Below are 21,619 nucleotides of genomic sequence, written 5' to 3' on the forward strand. Positions count from 1 at the left end.
ATCGATGATCGGATTCAATCGGAATCGGTGATCGGTTTCCATCGGAATTGACGATCGGTTTCGCTCGGAATCACCGATCCGTTTGCATCGGAATATGCAGTGGGGGTACCCGCTCCGGCGAGGATTCGGAGAGGGCCGCCGACGACCCCGCCCTCTCCCATTTGTAGGAAACTGCTTTTTATAAAGAAATTTGAGATTCATGGTAAAGGGAAGTCCCTGGCGTTGGCCTTTTGGGGTCCGTTGGCGGCGACAATGCGGGGAGCAGCTAAACCATGTCGCTCAGAGGCAGGACCCAGACTAGGCGCGATTCCTACGCAGTGCACCAACAATTTAGACCTCGCTGCGACCTTAGTGGGGCAAAGCCCCTAATTTATTAAAAAAAAGCACTTGCCGAAATGTAATATAGGAAGTAGTATAAAGCACAGGTTCAACTACCTGGTGCGGTTTAATGTTGAGGCTACAAGGTGGCACGGTGGCACTATCTGCGAAATAAGCCATAGGGATACCGCGTCTCGGTGAAGTGCTCATTTAAATTGCGAACTCACAACCTTGCATCTCGAGATTTCCTATTCCCAATTGCCTTGCTATTTTACTTCATTGCCTCTCAAACAGCCTTCGGTGAGGATGAAGTTCAAAAGAATTTCATCAATCAACACGATGCGGAATTAATGAAATCTCGGGATGTACCCTTCCAGGCAATACCGGAGATTGAGCCGGAATCAGGGCGCACGGCGTTGGAGCTTGTTGTGGAGTTTGCAGTAAACTCCGTAGGCCCTTATAGACTCCTCCACCGTTCGTATAATGGGAAACTCGTTGGGCCGACGATTCGAGTCAAGCCCGGAGAAACGCTAGAACTTCGTTTGACGAACGCCCTTCCGCGCGAAACACAGTCTGCTCCCAATGTCGCAACTGAACCTCATGGCTTTAATGTTACCAACATCCACACCCATGGACTGCACGTTTCTCCCACGGGCGAGAGCGACAATGTGTTTCTGGATATAAGACCGGGGGAGTATTTCGACTTTCGTTTCGAAATCCCAAAAGACCATCCCGCAGGGACTTTCTGGTATCACCCGCACAAACATGGATCCGTTGCGTTGCAGATGGCCAGCGGCATGTCAGGGGCGCTCATTGTGGAAGGCGGATTAGACGGCGCTCCTGAATTGGCTGGCGTCCAAGAAAAGGTAATGGTCTTTCAACAGCTAAATCTTCCGGATGATGTTGATACCAACGGTGTGATTGAGATTACGCCCGGATCGATCTACAAACCCGGCAACAACATTTTCCGCGTCACTATCATTAATGGCGAGGTGACGCCGACTCTTACCATGCGTCCCGGCGAAGTGCAACGGTGGCGCCTTATCCATGCCGGACTGGAAGAAACAATCAACTTGGGTTTTGATCCCGTTAAATTTCACGAGATCGCGTTAGACGGCATCGCCACAGGAACGATGACCGCCCGTTCGCATGTAGAGCTGCAGCCTGGGTACCGGGCTGATGTTCTGGTTAAGGCCCCCGTATCCCCGGGTGAATACTATCTGACCAGCGAGGTGAATAACGTCTCGCGCGCAATCAAGGGACGGGCGGTCCCTAAGATCATACTGGCACGTATCGCCGTCCAAGGAGAACCGAATGACATGGCGTTACCAGAACCAGGGTCATTCGCTAAGTATGTCCCGGCAAGTCTTCCGCCAATAACGGACAGTGAAATTGTAGGGCCGCCGCGGGAATTGCGGCTGCGACGGTTTGGGATGCAATCTGACATCGAATGCCAGCCATTCGATCCAGGCAGGGCGGACCATGTTGTTGAGTTAAGCACGGTTGAGGAATGGAATGTTAGTTCTCTCTTCGATGCGCACCCTTTTCATATTCATGTCAATCCGTTTCAAGTGCTTGTCAACGACCCTGACACCGGTGCGGAGAATTGGGTCTGGCGCGACACTATTTTCGTTGGGGACGGGGAAAGAGTCAGGTTGAGAACCCGCTATGAACACTTCGACGGTGATACCGTCTTGCATTGTCACAATCTTGATCACGAAGACCGGGGCATGATGCAGGTCGTTCGAATTAGAAACCCTAAGAACGCCACTATGTTGCAGACGGTCACGCGCGGTTTTATGAGGCTTCCCGTTTCTGTGCCAGACTGGACTGTCACGATGGCCACTGGCGAAGCGGTCAAGCCCGATAATTTTCTCGGCGGAAAGTGGTTGTTGGTGCTTCACAAAGGGTTTTGGTGCATTCACTGCTCCCGGCAAATCAACCTCCTAGCCGCAGATTTCGCTGAATTCAAGGAGCGAGACGTGCGTATCCTCGCGGTTTGCCCGGACCTTATCAGTATTGACATGGACAAAGAATGGCGCGAGCGATTTGCATCTGGCTTTGTGCTGGCATCCGATAAGAGTTTGACGGTCTTTCGCGCGCAACAATGCTTCGATAAAGAGGCCCTACATGGTATCTATTTCATTGACGCCGAAGGGAAGATTCGCTGGCAATCCGTAGCCGACGAACCTTTCACCGATATCGATTGTCTCACACAGGTGCTTGATTCCAATTAGTGCCAAATACGAAGCCCAGTCTTGACCGGTTAGGCGAATGGCAACGCTAACAGACATACATAGGAGAGGGAGAGTTTCGTGAAATCAATATCTCTCATGCAAATCACCGTAGTCTTTTTGACGCTAGTGCCATGCGGAGTTTTTGTGGCCAGTGGGCAAGACATTATTACCATCAACATAATTGGCCCTGGGGCTAACGCGAAGTTCGTACAAGAAGGTAAGACCGCCCAGGAGCCGGTGGAGGTGATCGTTGGCCAGTCGGTTAAGTGGGTAAACAAATCGGACATGCAGCATTCCGCGCGGAGTTTACGAAAACTACCAGATGACACGCGCATATTCGATACGCGAATTTTGACCAAATCCGGGCCAAAGCAATCTTCAACCGTGCTATTTGATTTAGCCTTATTTCAAACTGCTGGAGGCGTACCGGGTGGAAGTGTAACGCTTGAGTATGAATGTCAAGTTCATCCTAGTATGATGTCGAGCATTGTTCTCAAATCGAATGAGCAGCCGGCTCCCCCTTCCCCAATGCCGCCGACTCCCGCGCCGCCTGCGCCTACACCCTCTCCAATCCCACCGACGCCACCCGGACAGGCGAAGCTGCACGTTTTTGAAGCGGTAACCGATGGACCCAATCAACTATTCACTCCCAAGACCGTCGATGGAGTTGAAGTGGGAGACGAATTTATTTGGAGAAATATCGCTGACCGAGACCCGGGGTTGCACGCGGTCCGCTTTCCGAATTGGAATAACGACCGGGAGTGCTTCGAGATTCTAGGGTCCGATGTCCCATTTGATGTGGAGGAAGGTCAAACGCAGGAGAATTCGGAATCAGATTCAAGAGGGACGATTTTTTTGCGCGCTAAACTCGTTAGAATTCCGTCGGATAAACACAAGATCGACTTCTACTGCCCGGTACATGGGATAACCATGAATGGATCGATCAATTTTGCTGCGTGCGAACCCGAATCGAATTCGGCCGGTCTTCCAGAATATGTCGTTTCCTCCGGTCTCATCGCAGCTTTCGACGCGGTAAAAGTGACAGACAAGAAATCGGATTCGTACTTCGCCTTATCATCGGACTTTAATGGCGATGGCAAGGTAGACCTAGTCACTTCTGGACTTGGCGAACCAGGTAAATCGTTCGCGGAAGTCGCATGGTTTGAGAATCCTAGTTGGCGCAAACATCTAATCGGTATGTTTGACGTTCCCGTCGCTCTAGACGCCGCTGATGTTGACCAGGATGGCAGAGTTGACTTGGCCATTTGCTACGATTACGGGACATGCATATTTGGATGTACCCCCGATAACGGCACGATTGCCTGGCTCCGAAACCCGGGGTTTGTCGAACCGTGTCAACCATGGGAACGTTTCCAAATTGGAAAATTAATGGCCACGCACCGTTTGGCATTTGGAAACTTCACCCAAACAGACACACTGCAGTTGATGGCAGTGCCCGTTGTCGGCGGCCCAGACGGTAAAATTCACGATCCGATATCCATTTTGGTTTTCAGCAAGCCGGACGATCCGGCAACCGTAACCGAATGGCCATCAGAAGAGGCGGACAATTCGCTTCGCGTTATTCATGAAATCGCCGTCCTACCCATGGAGACCGTGAAAGGGGTGGCCCTGGACTCGGTGTTGACCGCTAGTGAAGAGGGAATCTCGTGGCTCCGATTCAATGGTGAAAAGTGGGCGCTGTCAAACCTCGGCACGGGTGAACTAGGCCAGATCAATGTAACGGCGAATAATTGGAAAGGGAGTGGCGCCGTTGATATCGGAAGGTACGGTCCGGATCCTTGCGCATACATAGTCGCCACCGAGCCGTTTCACGGGAATCTGCTCTCTGTATATATGAAAGACGTGAGCGGCGGGCTAGAAAATATTACATGGAGTCGTCAGTCTTTGGACGTATTTGGGCCGCTTAACAACCGCGGAGAGGGTCCTGGCCACGATATTACTATGGCCGACCTCGATGGCGACGGTACGGATGAATGCCTGGTTGGGCTTCGAGGGCCAATGCCGTACTGCGGCGTGCAAATTTACAAGGTTCAGGATCTGGTAGCCAGTAAATTCATTCGCCAACAAGCGTCGCCAGTATCGACCGCGCAGGTGATTGTGGACGACTTTGATAACGACGGCGTGCCGGATTTCGTCACGATTCCCTATCGCGTCTTGACCTATTACGAAGCGGACGATACCGAAGTTATGTTGTACCTCAACCGCACACCGCAAAAGAAAGCGAAGAGCGACCGATAAACTAGGAATGGGCGCCATAGAGTTGCTCCGCCCCACGAGGCTGAAGGACATAGACTCGGAGAATAGAGAGGCACGACCACGTTGGGATTTGTTCTGAAAGTGGGTTGACCCTGTATTCGGGACAGCGCCGCGAGGCACGCCAAATTGTTTCAGGGGAAAAAGTAAAGGCATGGTTTGATAAACGTCTTAATCTCATAAAAAGGGGGTATGGACCGTGGCCACGCAAGGTGAATCAAAACGGCTGTCATTTTCTGATCGCCACATAGATGCTCAATGGATAAATCAGTGTGGCGAATTTCCTGTACACGAACGATGCATCATCGTCAACGTGGCAGCTTCGCCCATCTTCGTGGAATCGGACGCTCCATCGATTATCAGGCCTTGGACTTCGACCGTGTTGCAGCATGCGCTTCTCCGAAACGCCGATTCTTTGATTGTTCTTCGGATTCTCGAGAGCACGAACATTGGGGGGGTTGTCCTTGGTCCTAAATGGGAATGGTTCGGCGACCGGGAGCCGTCTTTTCCACGCGATATTCCATTGTATGTTTCCTCGCAGGATCCTGTTGGTTCCGTCACGATTGATCCACGCCGCCTCGCGGGGATGTCTCCATCCGAATCATTAGCAATCCCATTCGATGTGAAGGTAAATCTGTGGTATTGCCCCGGAAACACCGATTGTGTCATTCACACGGGCCACAAGTTTCTCGAAGTGCATACACAGATTTTCGGGACTGGGCGCATGCAAAAGTTCCACGAGAATGACGAACACAGTCTTTACGAGGATGTCATTATGGGTCCAGGCCTGACACACCACACATTCGCGGCGATCTCTGGCGACGGATCGTGGAAATATCCTTGGCACCGGTATTACGGCGACACGGATTGCATTTGGCTGGCCGTCGAATTGCATGCGCAAACCTCCTAATACAAGGCATGCAAACCGGGCATAGCATTCCCTGCAAAAGGAACGAGACACAATGGCTGATTACAATTACGTACCTCGTGACAAATTTGATCCCGAGACGCAAGTCTACTGGCAGCCCGTTGGTGAGATCATAAGCTGGTCAGAGGAGGTTCACACTGACTTGCGGTCTGTAGTGTTTCGAACAGCCACTGGCCACAGCCTTATCTTCTCTCTATTATCGCCGACCGCGTGTCGCGTCCGCTTCGATCCCAATCCAGACCATGTATTCGAGGAAAGACGTTCTCCGGTCATAAAGACGTACAGGATTGAAAAGACAGACGCGACGATTAGTGAAGATGCGCGAGTTCTTACGATAGATACCGGCAAGGTCGTTTTTCGCATCGCCCTGGATCACTACAAACTCATGGTCTACCGAGATGGTCAATTAATTCATTCTGATACGGATAATTTTAATTTGGTTTACATTCCGGACCAGCAGGTCGTCGCGAATTTCAAGAAGGCGCCGTTGGGTTCGCGTTACTTTGGCTTCGGCGAAAAGGCCGGTACGACATTGGACAAGCGTCGAGTGCCCGACTGGCATTTCCGGGAAGGCTCTGTTCCTAATGGGAATTTTGGATGGCTCAGTGGGGCCGCCGACAACCGGAAACCGGCACGTATGACTTTTTTTAATTTCGACAATTTCGGTTACCGAAACAGAGGTTTGACGGCGCCGAAGGGGGAAAACGCCGGGCCACTCAATCCCAATGTGCCGTTGTATCAATCGTCGCCTTTCTGGTTGGACGTCAATCCCGCGCCGGATGGCGAGTTTCATGGCCCACCGTACACAACTGCAATCCTCTTTGACAACACCTGCCAATCCTTCGTAAACCTGCGCGGCGGGCATCCAGATTGGGGGGACACATACTACTTCGGCGCGCTCTACGGCGAAATGGATTACTATCTCTTCACCGGACCAACGCATGCGGAGATTCTCGATGAAGTCACCAAAATTACCGGGAAACCGCGCCTCAAACCGCGATGGGTGTTTGGGTTTCATCAAGGCGGGTACGGACCCAATTACAATGATCAGTATCAACTTCTAGAAAGAGCGAAAGAGTATCGGGAGCATCGTATTCCAATCGATGGCCTGCATATTGACATTGACATTCAGGACAAATACCGCAACTTTTCCGTGAGTAGAAAAAGGTTTGCGGACGCCAGAGATGTTTTCCGCAAACTTCACGAGAGTGGTTATAAACTCAGTACAAACGTCACGCCCCTGATTAGCAACATGAAGGATGAACACGGCCAAGCCAGTCCTTATGAACCCCTGGACACCGGAAGCGCTCTGGGAAGCTTAGTATCGGATTTACGCGTTGGCGGTGGGGGTGCCAATGGTTCGTTTGTCGGCACGGTAAATTATGGCGGGGATCGCATCGCGACGGGCAATTACCCAGACCTTGGCAAGTCAGAATTTCAAAAGTGGTGGGGGGACTTGTACCATTTTTGGGTGGATTTGGGTCTGGACATGGTCTGGCAAGACATGACAACACCGTGCATGGAAGGAGACGGGACGTATCGATCCATACCTATGGATTGCTCACTTTGGGATAACGAGGAAAGTCGTTTCAACCCTGTACCGATGCCATCTCAAAAATTACCATTTGCGAAGACGCGCAATCTGTTCAGTTTCAATTTGGTCAAGTCAACGTTTGAAGGTCTGGAAAGGTTACGCGGCAATCTTCGAAACTTTATCATTGCGCGCGGAGGTTTTTTCGGGGAACACCGCTATGCGGCAGTCTGGACCGGCGACAATGTTTCGGAATGGGAGTTTGTGATCGCCAATATACCTCAGGTGCTTAACATGGGCTTGTCGGCGCAACCAATTTGCGGCGCCGATATAGGCGGATTCGGAGGAAACGACTGCGAAGCAGAATTGCTTGTACGCTGGACTTGTGCAGGCGCCTTCCTTCCATGGTTTCGCAACCATTATGGGCACTATGGGAATAAGACCAAGCAAGAGCCGTATCGATATGGGGACCCCGTCGCCGCGGTTTGCCGGCGTGTCATTGAACTGCGCTACCGCCTAATTCAAATTTTCTACGACGCCATGCACGAAAATCACGAGAACGGCGCTCCCATTGTCCGGCCTCTGTTCTGGGAATCGAAAGACCCGGCGGTCTTTGAGTGTCACGATTGGTGGTATTGGTCTGGAAACGGCCGCGGATTTCATTACAACAACTGCCGGTTGGATGACCAGTTCTTCTTGGGACATGACCTTCTAATCGCACCGATTGTACTGCCTCAATGGGTGACAGGTGACCGCATGGAGCGCCCCGTTTACCTTCCGGCCGATACCCGATGGTATGCGTTCAAAGATAACCGATTTCCGCTCGATCCACCGATTGAAGGAGGAGTTCAATTTAGCTATTACTCGCCGTGGAACCGTGCGGAAGAATCATATCCAAACTTTGTGCCGATCTATGTTCGCGAGGGGGCCGTATTAGCAACCCGTGAACTTGAGCAATTTGTGGGCGAACGCTATTCGAAGGGAGACATAAATCCATTGACTTTCACCATTTATTCGGGAAGAAGCGGCTCGCGCAAGACTTTTCTCGACGATGGCGAAACTTTGGGTGCTGAAAATGATGGCAAGTTGCGCATTGTCGAGGTGTCGCATAAGAGGTCTGCGAAAGGACGATTTATTCACGTACTGAGGTTAAAGGACGGTTTCAAACCGTTGGAGCCTTTCTATTTTATCGCGGTCCTTGACCCGTTAGATCCGATATCTATTCAAATTGGCTGGGGCCCTGTAGCCAGCGTGACGCGCATTGAAGAACAAACTGATGAAGGTTCGAGTCATGTGCTTTTCAACTCAGAGACAAATTGTTATTATTTCAACAGATCCCTGAAGGCGACTTTTATAAAAGTGTTTGATACGCATTCCGATGTGACTATCGAGCTGATCTATTCATAGTCACTTACAGCCTCTAATGCTCAGTTGAAAAGTTGCCCTGGCTTGAGAGCAAGCCACTTGACTTTGCCGCACCGATAGAAAGGAACATTGAATGACATCAGACGCGCTTTTCGCACGATGGTTCACCGAATTCGTCGGTACACTGCCTCCAACGAAGGGTCTACTGAGGGTGCGACGTGCAGTACCGAGGTTCCAACACCACAATTATTTCGCGCGTTACAAGGTAGAGACCGCGACGTTGGATGGTACAGGGCAAAACCCAACCGACGTTGCTTGCGTCGTAGTTGAAGTATCTGAGACAGATCAATCTGCGGAGATCGCAAAAGAAACAGAGTGCCCATCCATCAGTGATCTTTGAGTAGTCTGTTCTATTTTTTGCGGTAGACTTGACTAATGTGGTGGGAGCTATCCATTGCCCTGCGAAACTTCATGATGGCGGAGTGTAAAACCCCGCTTCAGCGACCATGAGGTTCTTTGAATCGCTGGGAGTGAATCAGAACCTTTCGCAGTATCTCGGCCTCAATAACTTTTAGGGTATATGTCCCAACCAAGTGCCTGTAGAACTTGCGTTCTTAGTGGTCGAAGAACTCATCATGCATATTCCGGTGAAAGCGCGCAGGCATTCCGAAGGAATCCGCGCGGGAGTTCCGATCCAAGGCGCGCATGGAATCCGGAGGCGCGCAGGCATCGGAGCGTAGCGACGCGAGACGGGTGATTATTTGTTTTTGGGGTTGGTGTCTGTCAAGCCTTTCTTTTTCTTCCGCATGGACTCTCCTTGCAGATTGATCTTGTACGCATTGTGAACGAGACGGTCGAGGATCGCGTCGGCGAGCGTGGGGTCTCCGATGACTTGGTGCCAATTGTTGATCGGAACCTGGCTGGTGATGAGTGTAGAGCGGCGATCGTAGCGATCTTCAATGACCTCGAAGAGGTCCCGTCTTTGCTCGTCCGTCAGGCTCGCTGTTCCCCAGTCGTCCAAGAGGAGAAGCTGGGTCTTGGCGTAGGAAGCCAAGAGCTTGGTGTACCTTCCGTCGCCTTTGGCGATGGTGAGTTCCTGGAAGAGCCGTGGAACGCGCAGGTACAGCGCGCTGTGTCCTTCCCGGCACGCCTTCTGGGCCAGTGCGCAGGCGAGATAACTTTTGCCCGACCCGGTGGGGCCGGTGATGAGGCAGTTGTGCCGTTCGCGTATCCACTGGCAACTTGCCAGGGAGAGTAACAGCGATTTGTCGATGCCGCGCGGCGCGCTATAGTCGATGTCTTCGAGCGTGGCGTCCTGTCGCAGCTTGGCCCGCTTGAGTCGCGTAACGAGTCTACGATTTGCGCGGGTTGTGGCCTCGCGATCCAGGATGAGTCCGAAGCGTTCCTCGAAGCTCAAGCTGGCGATGTCGCGCATCTCCTGGTGTTCCTGCCAGGCGGCGAGCATGCCGAGCAGGTTCAGTTCTCGGAGCCGGTCAGCGGTGGGATGGTTGAGCATACGTAATCTCCTGATGGTTTGAGTGCGGGAAGCTCGCATGCGAAAGACGGTTCCGCGCGAGACTTCCCTCGGCGCTTAGTTGGAGTTGAAGTACTGAGGACCTCGGATGTTGGGATGTTCGATGAGGACCGCATCGCGCTCCTCGGCCATGAGCGGCCGTTGATCGAGACCCTTCTCGAGGATGGACTTGACGCTCTGGTAGGACGGAGATTAGATCGCCAGGGCGCGCACGCAAGCGGCTTCCAACCGCTCGGCGCCGAAGTGCTCGCCCAATCGCAACAGTCCCAGACATGAACGGAAGCCCTGTTGCGGATGTGCGCGAGATTCGATGATGCGCTCGACGAGCTCGGCGGTGGCGTCGCCGAATTTGTGCGCCCAGTTGGAGATGCGTTCGGGCGTCCAGCCGTGGTGGGCTTGGTGGCGCTCGGGCATATGGCCGTCAATGGTGGTGTGGCGGCCTTTCTGGTACGAGCGCAGGTGGCTGGCAATGCGGTTGCCGTTGTGGAATATCTCCACGGTCGTTATCGTCATGCGGACATGGACGCGTTGCCGGGCAAGGTTATGGGGCACGCTGTAGTAATGGCCGTCGGCATCGATGTGGTAGTCGATGTTGACCGTGGCATGCTTCCATTCCGCGTACTCGTAGGGTTCGAGAGGCAAGGGTTTTAATGCGGGCTTGTCCAGCGACTCGAACAGCGAGCGGCGCGAGCCTTCGAGTTTCTGGAAGGGACGCTCGTTGTACTGCTCGAGCAACTCCCACAGGGCCTCGTTCAGTTCCTGAAGAGAGAAAAATGTGCGGCGGCGCAGTGGCGCCAGAATCTGCCGCTCCACATTCAGGACACCATTCTCGACCTTAGCTTTGTCGCGGGGCTTTCCCGAGCGCGCCGGCATCACGGCGACGCCATAATGCCGCGCCATCGCGTGGTAGGTCGGGTTCAGGTCCGGTTCGTACAGACACGCCTTCGAGACGGCGCTTCGCAAGTTGTCGCAGACCACCAAAGCCGGACACCCTTGGTAATACGCGAAGGCGCGCGTGTGGGCCATGATCCAGTCGGGCAGGCTTTGGGTCCACGCGGCTTCCACGTAGGTATAGTTGCTCGCGCCCAGCGCCGCGACGAAGATTTGGGCTTGCCGCACTTCACCGGTCGATTGCCGCACCACCGGCATCGTTCGACCGGCATAATCCACGAACATCTTCTCGCCGGCCTTGTGCGTCTGGCGCATCCAGACCTCCAAGGTACCGGACCAACGACGATAGTGTTCGCAGAATTGGCTGTACTGGTAACCGTCGGGGTGGGCCTGTTTGTACTCCTGCCACAACAGGAATAGGGTCACACCCTTGCCTTTGAGTTCCTGATGGACTTCCTGCCAGTTCGGCGTGGGGCGCTTCGGCGTGCCTTCGGACAGCGGCGCCGAGAAGAGCATCTGCTCTAGGCCGGTCTCGTTCATTCCCTCCGGCAGGGGCCACGACAACCCTGCCCGCACTGCCCGGCGAAGATACTCCCGCACCGTGGTCTCGCCGATCCCGCAGCTCTCCGCAATCGCCCGATTGCTCAAGCCGCCTTCCCACTTCAGTCGCAGCACTTCCTGAATTTTGCGCATGGACAATCTCTCCCTTGGCATCGCGGCCTCCTTGGCTTTTGGTCGTCATGACCAAAAAGGCCCACGATACGATTAAGGTTGGAAACTGTCCCGCGTCGTCTATGCCCTGCTGCCCTGCGCGGGTCCGGAATGAGTGCGCGGATTACTCCGCAACGGACCCGCGCGCGCCCCCGGAATCGCTGCGCGGATTGGACCGGAATCACTGCGCGCTTTCCCCCGGAATGACCCCGCGCTTTGCTCCGGAATACGCAGCTCCCCGTGTAAGGTGAATCCGATGCCAAGACGACGATATGAGGATGCAGAATTTCGGATAACGTCCACAATTAGTCGAAATGATTGTCCGAAATGCAGAGGGCTACGAAGCAGGCCGGTCACCGCACACCTTAGTTGGCGCAGTCGGGACATTGTCATCCAACGACGTTGCAGCCGGTGCCACCACGTGTTCATTGCCGAACGAGCACACGGAAAACTGATCTGGTAAAGAAAAAAGCGGGTTCACATATTGTTGCTGTGCTGGCGACCACCTGTTCAGAAGCCAAGTGCTCGGGGTCAGCGGGCGCTGCACATCTCAGCCGCCTCCCGCTGCACTTTTTGACCGCCACGGACAGCTCAATGCCGGATAAAGCGAATCCCGTAGTGCCAAGGGGGCAAATCAAGGACTTCACCGAACCTTTGCAACAATTGGGTTTCTTTAGCCCAAGCTGTAATGCTTTCCGGTTTGGGGCGAATTGCCATGCTGGGTCCGCGAGGCGTTGTCGGATCATGGCGCCAGTGAATAACGAATACGGCACTTCCCGGCCGTACAGTCTTCGCCCCCTCCGTCAAGAGCCCGACGGGATCTTCGCAGTGGAGAATGTTAAAAAGCAGACATGCGTCCTGTGATTCCGGAGCGACACCAAAGCCATCCTCCAGCACATCTGCCACGCGGCAGATGACGTTTGACAGCCCTGCATCGCTGACCCGGCGAACGGTCCTGTCCACCATGTCCGGATCAATATCTGTGGTCGTTATGGTACCGGCAATGCGCTGTGCTATCGGAAGCGTGAAGGTTCCATAACCGCAGCCAAGTTCAACCACGTCCTTAAGCGTAGCGTCGAATCCGAGCCAGTCCAGGATCGTTCGCACATCGAAGAGCGATTCCCAGTACGTCTCCTCCGGCATTCCGCTTTCACGCAGTTTCATTAGCATGCTCTCAGTCAGATGCTCAACACCTTTTGCAATTAGTGGAGAATTGCTTGAGCACGGGCCTCATGGCAGTCTCGTGCGCGTTCTGCCATGTTCATGGGTGTCCGGAGGTAGCCTGACCGAACACCTCGCAATTCGGATACTCGGCAGCCCACGCGTACCAGCGGCATTGAATTGAGTTTATCCAACGCAACTCAGAGCCACGAAGCGCACCATCGATGCCACGACCAGCGAGCGACCAGCGGGTTCCCGTCTCGTTGTCCTTGATTGGTGCAGTCTCCGGAGAAATATCATCGGCATAGAACGTCAGATTCTTGTCCTCAAGGCCCACGCTAAACGCGACCGCTGTGTGGGTCGGGGCGTACCAGAAAACGCAAATCTTCTCTCCCCCGACCTCATCCATATAGCAAGCGCGCTCGATCTTGTCGTTAAGCGGAAAAGCCTTTACGACGCCTCCAATTTCAACGCCAAGTACATTTGCCATTGTGTCGAGACGCGGATCGGCCTTACCGATTGTCTCGCGCGCGTCCGCGCTGATGTCCGTTGGCAGCGCTGCCTGCGGGTATTTCTTTCCGTCAAAAAGATCGTACGTGGTCGACTCCGGATGCAGCATGTTCCAGTATCCCCAGTCCGTGACGAAACTTGGGATGCGCTCCAGACGGCTTCCCTTCAATGGCCCCTTGATAGCCTCTCCTCGAAGCGCCGACCATAACGTCCCGTCGCGACCCTCGACAATCATGACGCCGTTGAGCCAGCCGTAGAATTTGTAACCGTAGTCTTTCTTGTAAGCCGCGACATAACCGCCGTCGGGATCGTAAAAAAAGAGTCCGTAGGTATCATTGATTACGCGCGGCGCGGACAAGAAGTGGCGGATCGGAACCGCGCCACCGTTATGTGCGCCCCTGATCCAGGCAATTACGCGATCGTCTCGGTCAATTAGATTCTTACGATCTTGATTGGAGCAGTAAGAACACGGAGGTTCGGTCAAAGGCTGGAAGAGGTCAGGCCGCTGAAGCAGGCCAGCAATACTCTTTTCCTCGGCAACTGCAACGAGAAAATGTCCTGCCGGGACGAGACTCGCCACAATCACTACTCCCTTCCTCGCAAGAATCTGGAATCGCATCGGCCAATTTCCTCCTTCACACCAGTGCCTGGCTCTTTGGGGACGACTGACGCTCTGCCTTAACATTCGTAAAAAGAAATGTGCTGGTTAAGACACGAGTATACGGCATACCAGCGTCGGGCGCTCGATCATTACCATTCAGAAGATTCGGACAACATCCTGCCAAGAAGCCAAGTGGTCGCGCGACTCCGATTATTGGCATTAGAATCGACGTTTGGTGCTACCGATGATTGGTACTAACACGTGCATCGATTCTCGCGTGTGGATTGCCGTCCGCGCTTGGGTTAAGATTACACTCAGGGCAAATCAGCTGTGTATTAGAGTGAGCGCGATGGTAGCTCCGCCTTCCCGCTCAGTGATGACCATGGAAAGCTTCCGCTTGGTCTTTACAACGTTCAGCAGTACCATTTGCTTCTCTGTAATTGTCGTTTCCTGCTTCCAACCGGTCTCAGCCGCCTTTGTCTGGTAGAACGCGGCGACCTTGCCGTGCGCATCGTCCGCAGTAGCCTGAATTGAGATTGTATCTTTCATATTTGCCAAGTAAACCACGCTGAGTCCCGGGTACACCGGCACGTCGGATGGCCACTCATCGATAAACGATGAATTGTCGTTAAGGTGAGTTCCATTGTCTTTAAGATGGGTCGGATTCGGATCCGATCCCGCCTGTAGACTTGAATCCACCATCTCAGCACTACCGGCTGGACTGTCGGAAATTTGTTTGGAAGCGACTTGGGGCTGAACGTCACAGTTCATGTGTGCGATCGATATGAAACAGAGGATCAAAATCTGAGCACACAAACAAGCCACTGAACACACACTACCTTTCGGCCCGATCAGAATATCTGCGCGCGGGTCCGTCTGGCGTGCGATAGAGCAACTACACCGTGGAACGCGCAAGAATTGAATTTGCCCAGACTCAGTTTTCATCGCTCGGCGTCGATTTCGAGAATTGCTCTTGGACTGCGCGAAAGCTCCAATATTTGTCGATGGGTCAGTTCCACCGCGCCGAAAACCTTGTCGAATGCTGCGATGTTGAGCGGATCGAGCATTTTGAAAACCAGGCAAAACTCGGTTCGTCGTCGTTCGTAGGGAATTCCCGCGCCGCGCCCTTCTTGGACCAATCTACCGTCTATGTAGGTGTCCCACAATACGCGGTAGCGATCGCGTAGAACCGTGGGTACGCCGTCATCGTGCAGGAACTGCTGGGGCGATGGATCGTAGCCGAATGCGGGATCCAGTATGTCGCTAATGTGCATGAGCTCGTGACGCAGCAATCCAGTCATCTCATCAGGTCGGGCAAACGACTCTGGGCGCAGCCGAATCACCATTGTTGGCTTGCCAGCACAGGGCAATGGTGTATGTCCGTACAGTTCTGCGCATTCGTCACGCGCGCGATAGGCGGGCGCCAGGATGCACCGCGCGGTACGCGCGGAAACGTCGGGACACTCTTCAATGACTTTCAAGACTGGGGCGGCAAGGCAAAGGCGCGCGAACCACTCTTGGTTCAATGCTACGAATGCACGCTCGCGCGCTTCGCTGTCCGGCGATTCGTAGCAAGCTTCGCGGGCGTCTTGGTATTCGTGTTCCAGTGCAGCGCCGCGAACGGCCGCGTGTACGGTCAATTCAATGAGTTGCGGATCGCATTGAACGTACGAACTGCCACAACGTTCTTGTGCCGCGATTGCGGATTCGATTTCCGGTGTGAGGGTACCCTGCATTACTGGTCACTCTTCGAAGCGTTCCGTCGGGCATTCTTGTGCGCATGAGCCGCACGCCATTGGCACATCAAAGGAATCGACTGGACGCAGAGGTAAGTAGGTGCGATCGATGGCCACGCAGAGTCTAAGGCACTCAGCTTCGATATATTCCAAAGCGAGCCCGGCCGCGGCGCCGTGCCATGTGCCCGATGACTCTTTTGTAACGCGCATGAAGAACGTATGGGCGAATCGCGCGAGATGATCGCGAAGAAAGATGCGTTGTGTGCGAACGATCTCGGCGACATCAGTGTCATGGCCTGCGTCGAGCGCATGTGACTGCTTTGCACACAGAAAGCACATAAACTCGAGTTCGCAGCAAATATGATCGAAACGTTCGTGTTGGGCCGCGTCTAGCACCAGTCCAAACGCGTTGAAGAACCCGGAAATGTCGCTCATTTCTTGCGGTTGGGAGAATGGCCCGCCGGACCCGTACTCAGTTTCATAAGGCGGAACCACACCGCGCGACGTGTGACCGAACAGCCGGATGAATTCCGTTATGCGCGCCTGTTGATTCATCGTCTGCGTCGTATCATGTAAGGCACGCGCGAGATTGACCAACTGTTCGGCACGATCATCAACTGCGGCGCGGGCTGCATCGCAAAAGGCATCGAGCTCGAATAAATCTTCCAGCGAGCGGAACTGTGGATTCTCTGGATGCCGAAACGCAGCCGCTATTACGCCGTAGATAGCGCTACGCGAAAGTGAAACGGTCACAAGGTCTCTCTCGGCGGTAGTCATGAGGTAGCCTAGATCGAATTCTGATGCGAATCTGGACGCACAAACACAGGTTCTTCGATATCGGTACGGAAGATTTCCTTTCCGTCTTCGCCGAAGGCAATGACGGTGTCGTTATACATCTCGAAAGGCTTGCCTCTGAGGGTGCCTTCGTAAACTTTTGGCCCCTCCTTGAGTTCGTATCGGTAGATGATGCGGTTCGATCGACGGAACAGTTGCAAAACCGCGAGCAGTTCCCGATCGGGATACATATACTTCTCGACGGCAGCGTCTACGCCTGGACCAAACATTTGCCGAAGGTAAGTGCGCGGCACCCAGCGAGGCGGAATGTAGTATCCGTTCGGCTCTGTACCGAACTGCGGGTAGAGCGGCAAGGCCACTTTGGCGACGTGGATCATGTAATAGAGCGGATTGTATCGGTCCTCGGCCCACGTGCCGTCTTCGTTCAATTTCACCGTTCCTTGCATACGGACTTGTCCGATACATGCGGCCATGCAGCGCGTTTCCATGGGGAGTCCGCCGCTTTCCGGGTCAGACCCTTCGACACGTGGATAGCAGCCGATGCATTTCTCAGAAATCCGCGTATTTCCACGGTACATCGTTTTCTTGTACGGACAGGCTTCCACGCACTTGCGGTAACCTCGGCACTCTTGTTGATTTACGAGCACAATACCGTCCTCGGGGCGTTTGTAGATCGCCTTGCGCGGGCATGCCGCGAGGCATGCAGGGTACGAGCAATGGTTGCAGATGCGCGCCAGATAAAAGAACCAAGTTGCGTGCTCCGGCAACGTGGTGCCGGTGGTGTCGTACTGTCCTTTTGCGCCTGACTTGCCCGATGGATTGTCCTCGTAAATATTTGGGTATATCCACTCTTCGTCCGTTGGAAGATAACCGAGCACGCGCGCGCTGTCTGGCTTAAGCATGGTCTTCGCCGCGTCATAGATGGTCTTGCCTTCGAATGAGCCGTACGGCTTCTTGGGATCGGTGCCGTCTCCTGGCGACCAGTTTTGCCCGTCGGGATTGGAGTCGTTTAGCAGCTTGAGGATTTTGACGTCCCAATGTTGCGGGTAGCCGCCGTAGGGTTTTGTTTCAACATTGGCCCACCACATGGCCTCTTGGCCCTTGCTAAACGTCCATGTCGATTTGCAGGCCATCGTGCAGGTTTGGCAGCCGATGCAGCGGTTAATATTGAAGACGAATGCGAACTGGCGTTCGGGAAAGGCCGCGTCGTAGGGGTATTCCATTTCGCGCCCCAGTTGCCAGTTGAAAACATTAGGCATGGTCGTCACTCCCCACCCGTGCGGCCCGGCAGGTCTCAAAGACCGCGCAATTTTCGTTCACGATGTCTTGAATTCGATTGTGTCCCAAGGCCAGGTAGACGCCGTACGGGCCGCGGTACTCCGGCGTGCGAAACGTCAACATGATGCGGGCGCGGTCCAGTCCGGATCGGGCCAGTTCCTCTGCGTAGACGTACGCCGCTTCGACCGCCGCCTCGATCGGCGCCTCGAGCGTTACGCCGGTCAGTGTCATTGGATCGTCTGGATCGGGATCGTTGTATGGCATAGCCGGTTACTTCTTCAGAAGGCTGCTTCGCCGTGGAACCCGCCGGCGATGTATTGCTTCATGGCGTCGTCCTCGTTGTCGGGGGCCATTCCTGACAAGGTGGGCGCCCACACGCCCTTCCCGCCTAATCCGCCGTCCTCGGCCTTCGTGATCTTCACCAACGTTTCTTTGGGAACGGTGTTTACGGCGTGGTTGTCGGCCTCACCGCCGAACAGGAACCCGATCGTGGCTTTCGCCTTGTGGAACAGCGAATCGGTCTGGTGCATCGGCATGTGCCAGTTGCGCGTGATGGACTGTTGCGATCCGTACCGCATATTGGCCTGATAGCCGGTGTTCTCGGCGAGCGCGCGCCCGTCCGGGCGCGTTTCGTGCGCTTTCACGCTCCGTTCGGTTGCGATGAACGGTCCGTGCTTCATCATCACGATGTCGTAGGGATACGCGTGGTTGTACTTGACGCGCAACATGCAACGCGAGACTCTGTAAAACGGATCGTCGGGTTTCGCGCCGATATACGGGCGGTCCGCGGGATTCGCGTCTACATAGACGTAGTCACCGTCGTTGATGCCGAGATCGCGCGCTGCCTGCGGATTCATGTGGAGCTGGTGCTCGCCCACCGTTGGCGCGCGTTTGTCGAGCCGGTATGGATCGCCGAAGTTCGAGTCGTAGACCATGTGCCAGTCGATGTTCGACCAACTGCTGTGAACGCGATGGCGGGTTTTTGGCGTCATGCAGAAGAACTGGTAGCCCTTTTCCCACAGGAAATTCTTGGTTGTCTTTACCTGGGCCCACGGCATTCTCACGTTTCGAATCGTCCGTTCGTCCCAATGCTCGGCGGACTGCGGGACGCCGTAATCGTCGGGCCGAATCAGAGGGTTCGAACTGACGATTACGTTCGGCAGGTACGGTGTCGATTCGGGACCTTCGCGGTGGACAATGAAATTCTCGCCGTACTCGATTGCCTCCGGTGTGTCGGCATATGCGTGGAGACGTCCCGTATCGGTAAAGAATGGCAGCGAGTCGTGAATCTGTTCGTAGAACGGGATGCGCGGGTACGTCCGGAAGTTCATCAGGCAGCCGCCCGAGGGTCCGTATTTGCCGGCCATGATGTCTTCAAGCTTGTACCCGGCAGTCGTTGTACTTGTGTCGAGTAGCCGTTGAATGTAGACGCCGCGTTTTCCCTCGTGTTCGAACTTGAACATGTCGCGGAAGCGCTGGTCCCCGGTTTCATCGGCAAGCGCTGCGGCGATGCCGGCGAGGATCGCGGGGTCGTCCTTGCTGTCGAAGACCGGTGAAATCCCGCCTTTCCATATTTGCAGGAAGGGATTGGAGCACGAGGCGGTGATTTCGAGGTCTTCGAATTCGAGCCACGAATTCGCGGGAAGCGCGATGTCGGCGTACTCGATCGACGATGTAATCTGAATGTCGATGGACACGATCATGTCTACGAGTGGGTTTACGTTTTTGATCATTTCGTAAACCCACTTGGCGTTGTTGATCAGATTAACGTTGGTAAAGACAATCGCCTTGGACGGCGTGGGCATGTGGGTCTTGCCGGTGAAGTTTTTGCGGCCGTACTTTGGCGTCTCGACGATGAGCGCCTTGTCGCCGTGGTTCCAGTAGGCGGGTTCTTCGTCTTTGGTATACGCGTGCGCATGCACGTCTTTGCCGGGCACATTCTCGTCGAGCGTTAGATGGAACGGGTCCTCGGCGACCCATCCTTTGAACCCCGGGCCGGTTTGCGGCGATCCCTGGAACAATGCCGCTTTGTAGTTGCCCGCCCAGGTGTGGCACCCGGCGCCCGGTTTGCCGATATTGCCGGTAAGCATGACCGGCAGGTACGCGGCCCGGTTCATTTCGGTCGCGTGGAACCAGTGGTTGATGCCTTCGCCCTGATGAATGGCGACGGGCTTCATCGTCGCGATGTCATTCGTCAACTGCTGGATTAGCTCTTTGGGCGCTTGGGTAATGTCATGGACCGTGTCAAGGTCGTAGTCCTTGAGATGGTCCTGGTACAGCGACCACAGGGAAGCCACCTCTACTTCTTCGCCGCTCACCAGCTTGATCGTGGTGCGTATTTCGAGCGCGGGGTCGATTCCCTTCTCTACAAGCCGGGCGCCGACTTCGTCGCGGGTCAGCGCGGCGGGTTTGTTGATCTTTGCGTCCCACACGACGAAATCGCTCAACTTCGCGTACTGTTCCGCGGTCAGGTTTTGCACCTTCATCGATGCGCCGTCGGCGCTCAGGCCTGGCTTGTAGTCCGCAAATACGTCCTGCGCCCGGAGCCGTTTCAAGTTGTCGGTACGGACGAGCAGGGGGAAGTCCGTGAATTGCTTTACGAACGCTTCGTCGTACTGCTTGTTGTCCATCATCAGTTTCGCGATTCCGAGCCAGAGCGCTGCATCCGTGGCGGGCCGAATCGGAATCCAGTAGTCCGCCTTGGTCGATGGCGGCCCATACTCCGGCGCGATGACGACGATTTTCGCGCCGCGCTCCATGCACTCGATGAACCAATGGGAATCGGTCAGTTTGTTTTCGACGAGGTTCTTACCGTCCATGACGATCAGCTTCGAGTAGCGCAGGTCGTTGAAGTCGCAGTCGGACGCTTGAAGGCCGTGCACCCAAGGTTGGCCGGGGGCCTGATCGCCATGCCACGTGTAATTGGACCAGTTGCGGCCTGCGAGCGCCTGCTCGGGCCCGACGCCGCGCACGTGCGCATCCAACAGGGCCAGCGAGTTGTTCAGCCGGTACATGCCGTACTTGCCGATCACGCCCAGCAGGCCCATGCCGCCGCGAGTCTTAATGCAGCGTGTGCCGGCCCCCTTGGTTTCTTCGACCATTTCGGGCTGGTAACCCTGCGCGAGCAGGCGCTGCTTTCCTTCTTCGCCGCTGTAATGCCGGGCGACGGAGTGGAGTCCTCGCGCCACATATCGAAACGCGTCCTCCCACGATGCGCGCACGAATGTGTCGGTGCCGCGGCTGTCGAACTTGTATTGGGTGCGCAGTTCGGGTGTCAGTGGGGGAAACCCGTCATCGGCCCAGGCCTTCCACCCCTTGCGCACAATCGGGTAGCGTAGCCGGTATGGTCCGTAGATCACGCGGTGGAAGGTGTAGCCTTTCGCACACTGACGCGGGTTCCAGTTCGCGGTCGCCTTGTTTCCATAGAGGTCCGCGTAGTCCTGGTAGTCGTAGGTCGCGCCCAACCGCGTGACGATTCCGTTTCGCACGTACGCGCGGACGCGGCAGGCGTGGGTGTCGTTTGGCGAACACACCCAGTCGAACATGCTGTCGTAGCGATACTGATTGCGATAGATTTTTTCCCAGTCGCGCGAGACCGCGCCGGAAAGGGGATTTGCCGCTGGATCGGCGGCGTGCAGGAGTTGAATGGGGAGACCGGCAATGCCGGCTCCCAGACCCACGCCGAGCACGCGCAGGAAGTCGCGCCGCGCTATGCCGCCTGGATGTTCACGTTCGTTCATGGTAGTGCC

Annotated in this window: 13 protein-coding genes and 1 pseudogene; 4 read left to right on the plus strand and 10 right to left on the minus strand. The window is 54.8% G+C overall.

The features are described 5' to 3' along the window. Nucleotides 1–515: 515 nt before the first annotated feature. The 4 genes from HUU46_09150 to HUU46_09165 all read left to right on the plus strand — a co-directional run bounded on the left by HUU46_09150 (nt 516) and on the right by HUU46_09165 (nt 8,695). Nucleotides 516–2,555 carry a multicopper oxidase domain-containing protein gene (locus HUU46_09150; protein ID NUM53795.1) on the plus strand — a complete coding sequence of 680 codons (2,040 nt, stop codon included), beginning with the start codon at nt 516–518 and terminating at the stop codon, nt 2,553–2,555. A gap of 78 nt (nt 2,556–2,633) precedes the next feature. Then, the gene (locus HUU46_09155; GenBank protein NUM53796.1) at nt 2,634–4,814 is read left to right on the plus strand and encodes a hypothetical protein; all 2,181 of its coding nucleotides are present in this window, start codon (nt 2,634–2,636) and stop codon (nt 4,812–4,814) included. A 214-nt stretch (nt 4,815–5,028) separates the two neighbouring features. Then, nucleotides 5,029–5,739: a hypothetical protein gene (locus HUU46_09160; protein NUM53797.1), complete on the plus strand. Its 711-nt coding sequence runs from the start codon at nt 5,029–5,031 to the stop codon at nt 5,737–5,739. A gap of 52 nt (nt 5,740–5,791) precedes the next feature. After that, entirely contained in the window at nt 5,792–8,695 is a 2,904-nt protein-coding gene (locus HUU46_09165; protein ID NUM53798.1) for a DUF4968 domain-containing protein, read from the plus strand. A gap of 715 nt (nt 8,696–9,410) precedes the next feature. Here HUU46_09165 and HUU46_09170 read toward each other — a convergent pair. The 10 genes and pseudogenes from HUU46_09170 to HUU46_09215 form a co-directional block, all read right to left on the minus strand. Further along, nucleotides 9,411–10,169, minus strand: coding sequence for an ATP-binding protein (locus HUU46_09170; protein ID NUM53799.1), 759 nt, complete (start codon nt 10,167–10,169; stop codon nt 9,411–9,413). 75 nt (nt 10,170–10,244) lie between these two features. Beyond that, nucleotides 10,245–11,771 (minus strand): annotated as a pseudogene (locus tag HUU46_09175) (IS21 family transposase). A 609-nt stretch (nt 11,772–12,380) separates the two neighbouring features. Beyond that, entirely contained in the window at nt 12,381–12,953 is a 573-nt protein-coding gene (locus HUU46_09180) for a class I SAM-dependent methyltransferase (protein NUM53800.1), read from the minus strand. A 97-nt stretch (nt 12,954–13,050) separates the two neighbouring features. Further along, a complete protein-coding gene (locus HUU46_09185) occupies nt 13,051–14,079 on the minus strand; it encodes a DUF3179 domain-containing protein (protein ID NUM53801.1) in 1,029 nt (342 codons plus the stop codon). 306 nt (nt 14,080–14,385) lie between these two features. Next, on the minus strand, nt 14,386–14,832 hold the full coding sequence (locus HUU46_09190; protein NUM53802.1) for a hypothetical protein: 447 nt from the start codon (nt 14,830–14,832) through the stop codon (nt 14,386–14,388). Between the two features lie 170 nt (nt 14,833–15,002). Continuing rightward, nucleotides 15,003–15,797, minus strand: coding sequence for a hypothetical protein (locus HUU46_09195; protein NUM53803.1), 795 nt, complete (start codon nt 15,795–15,797; stop codon nt 15,003–15,005). A gap of 6 nt (nt 15,798–15,803) precedes the next feature. Further along, the gene (locus HUU46_09200) at nt 15,804–16,550 is read right to left on the minus strand and encodes a molecular chaperone TorD family protein (GenBank protein ID NUM53804.1); all 747 of its coding nucleotides are present in this window, start codon (nt 16,548–16,550) and stop codon (nt 15,804–15,806) included. 32 nt (nt 16,551–16,582) lie between these two features. Further along, on the minus strand, nt 16,583–17,851 hold the full coding sequence (locus tag HUU46_09205; protein ID NUM53805.1) for a nitrate oxidoreductase subunit beta: 1,269 nt from the start codon (nt 17,849–17,851) through the stop codon (nt 16,583–16,585). Further along, a complete protein-coding gene (locus tag HUU46_09210; protein ID NUM53806.1) occupies nt 17,844–18,134 on the minus strand; it encodes a hypothetical protein in 291 nt (96 codons plus the stop codon). The genes HUU46_09205 and HUU46_09210 overlap by 8 nt, the downstream gene beginning before the upstream one ends. A 14-nt stretch (nt 18,135–18,148) precedes the next feature. Further along, nucleotides 18,149–21,610 carry a molybdopterin-dependent oxidoreductase gene (locus HUU46_09215; GenBank protein ID NUM53807.1) on the minus strand — a complete coding sequence of 1,154 codons (3,462 nt, stop codon included), beginning with the start codon at nt 21,608–21,610 and terminating at the stop codon, nt 18,149–18,151. Nucleotides 21,611–21,619 lie beyond the last annotated feature (9 nt).

Source organism: Candidatus Hydrogenedentota bacterium, from assembly GCA_013359265.1.
Classification (GTDB): domain Bacteria; phylum Hydrogenedentota; class Hydrogenedentia; order Hydrogenedentales; family SLHB01; genus JABWCD01.

What these genes read in the sequence shown, in the direction of transcription:
- HUU46_09165 (NUM53798.1), top strand. Translation starts at nt 5,792, where the DNA reads ATGGCTGATTACAATTACGTACCTCGTGACAAATTTGATCCCGAGACG.
- HUU46_09170 (NUM53799.1), bottom strand. Translation starts at nt 10,169, where the DNA reads ATGCTCAACCATCCCACCGCTGACCGGCTCCGAGAACTGAACCTGCTC.
- HUU46_09180 (NUM53800.1), bottom strand. Translation starts at nt 12,953, where the DNA reads ATGAAACTGCGTGAAAGCGGAATGCCGGAGGAGACGTACTGGGAATCG.
- HUU46_09185 (NUM53801.1), bottom strand. Translation starts at nt 14,079, where the DNA reads ATGCGATTCCAGATTCTTGCGAGGAAGGGAGTAGTGATTGTGGCGAGT.
- HUU46_09190 (NUM53802.1), bottom strand. Translation starts at nt 14,832, where the DNA reads ATGAACTGTGACGTTCAGCCCCAAGTCGCTTCCAAACAAATTTCCGAC.
- HUU46_09195 (NUM53803.1), bottom strand. Translation starts at nt 15,797, where the DNA reads ATGCAGGGTACCCTCACACCGGAAATCGAATCCGCAATCGCGGCACAA.
- HUU46_09205 (NUM53805.1), bottom strand. Translation starts at nt 17,851, where the DNA reads ATGCCTAATGTTTTCAACTGGCAACTGGGGCGCGAAATGGAATACCCC.
- HUU46_09210 (NUM53806.1), bottom strand. Translation starts at nt 18,134, where the DNA reads ATGCCATACAACGATCCCGATCCAGACGATCCAATGACACTGACCGGC.
- HUU46_09215 (NUM53807.1), bottom strand. Translation starts at nt 21,610, where the DNA reads ATGAACGAACGTGAACATCCAGGCGGCATAGCGCGGCGCGACTTCCTG.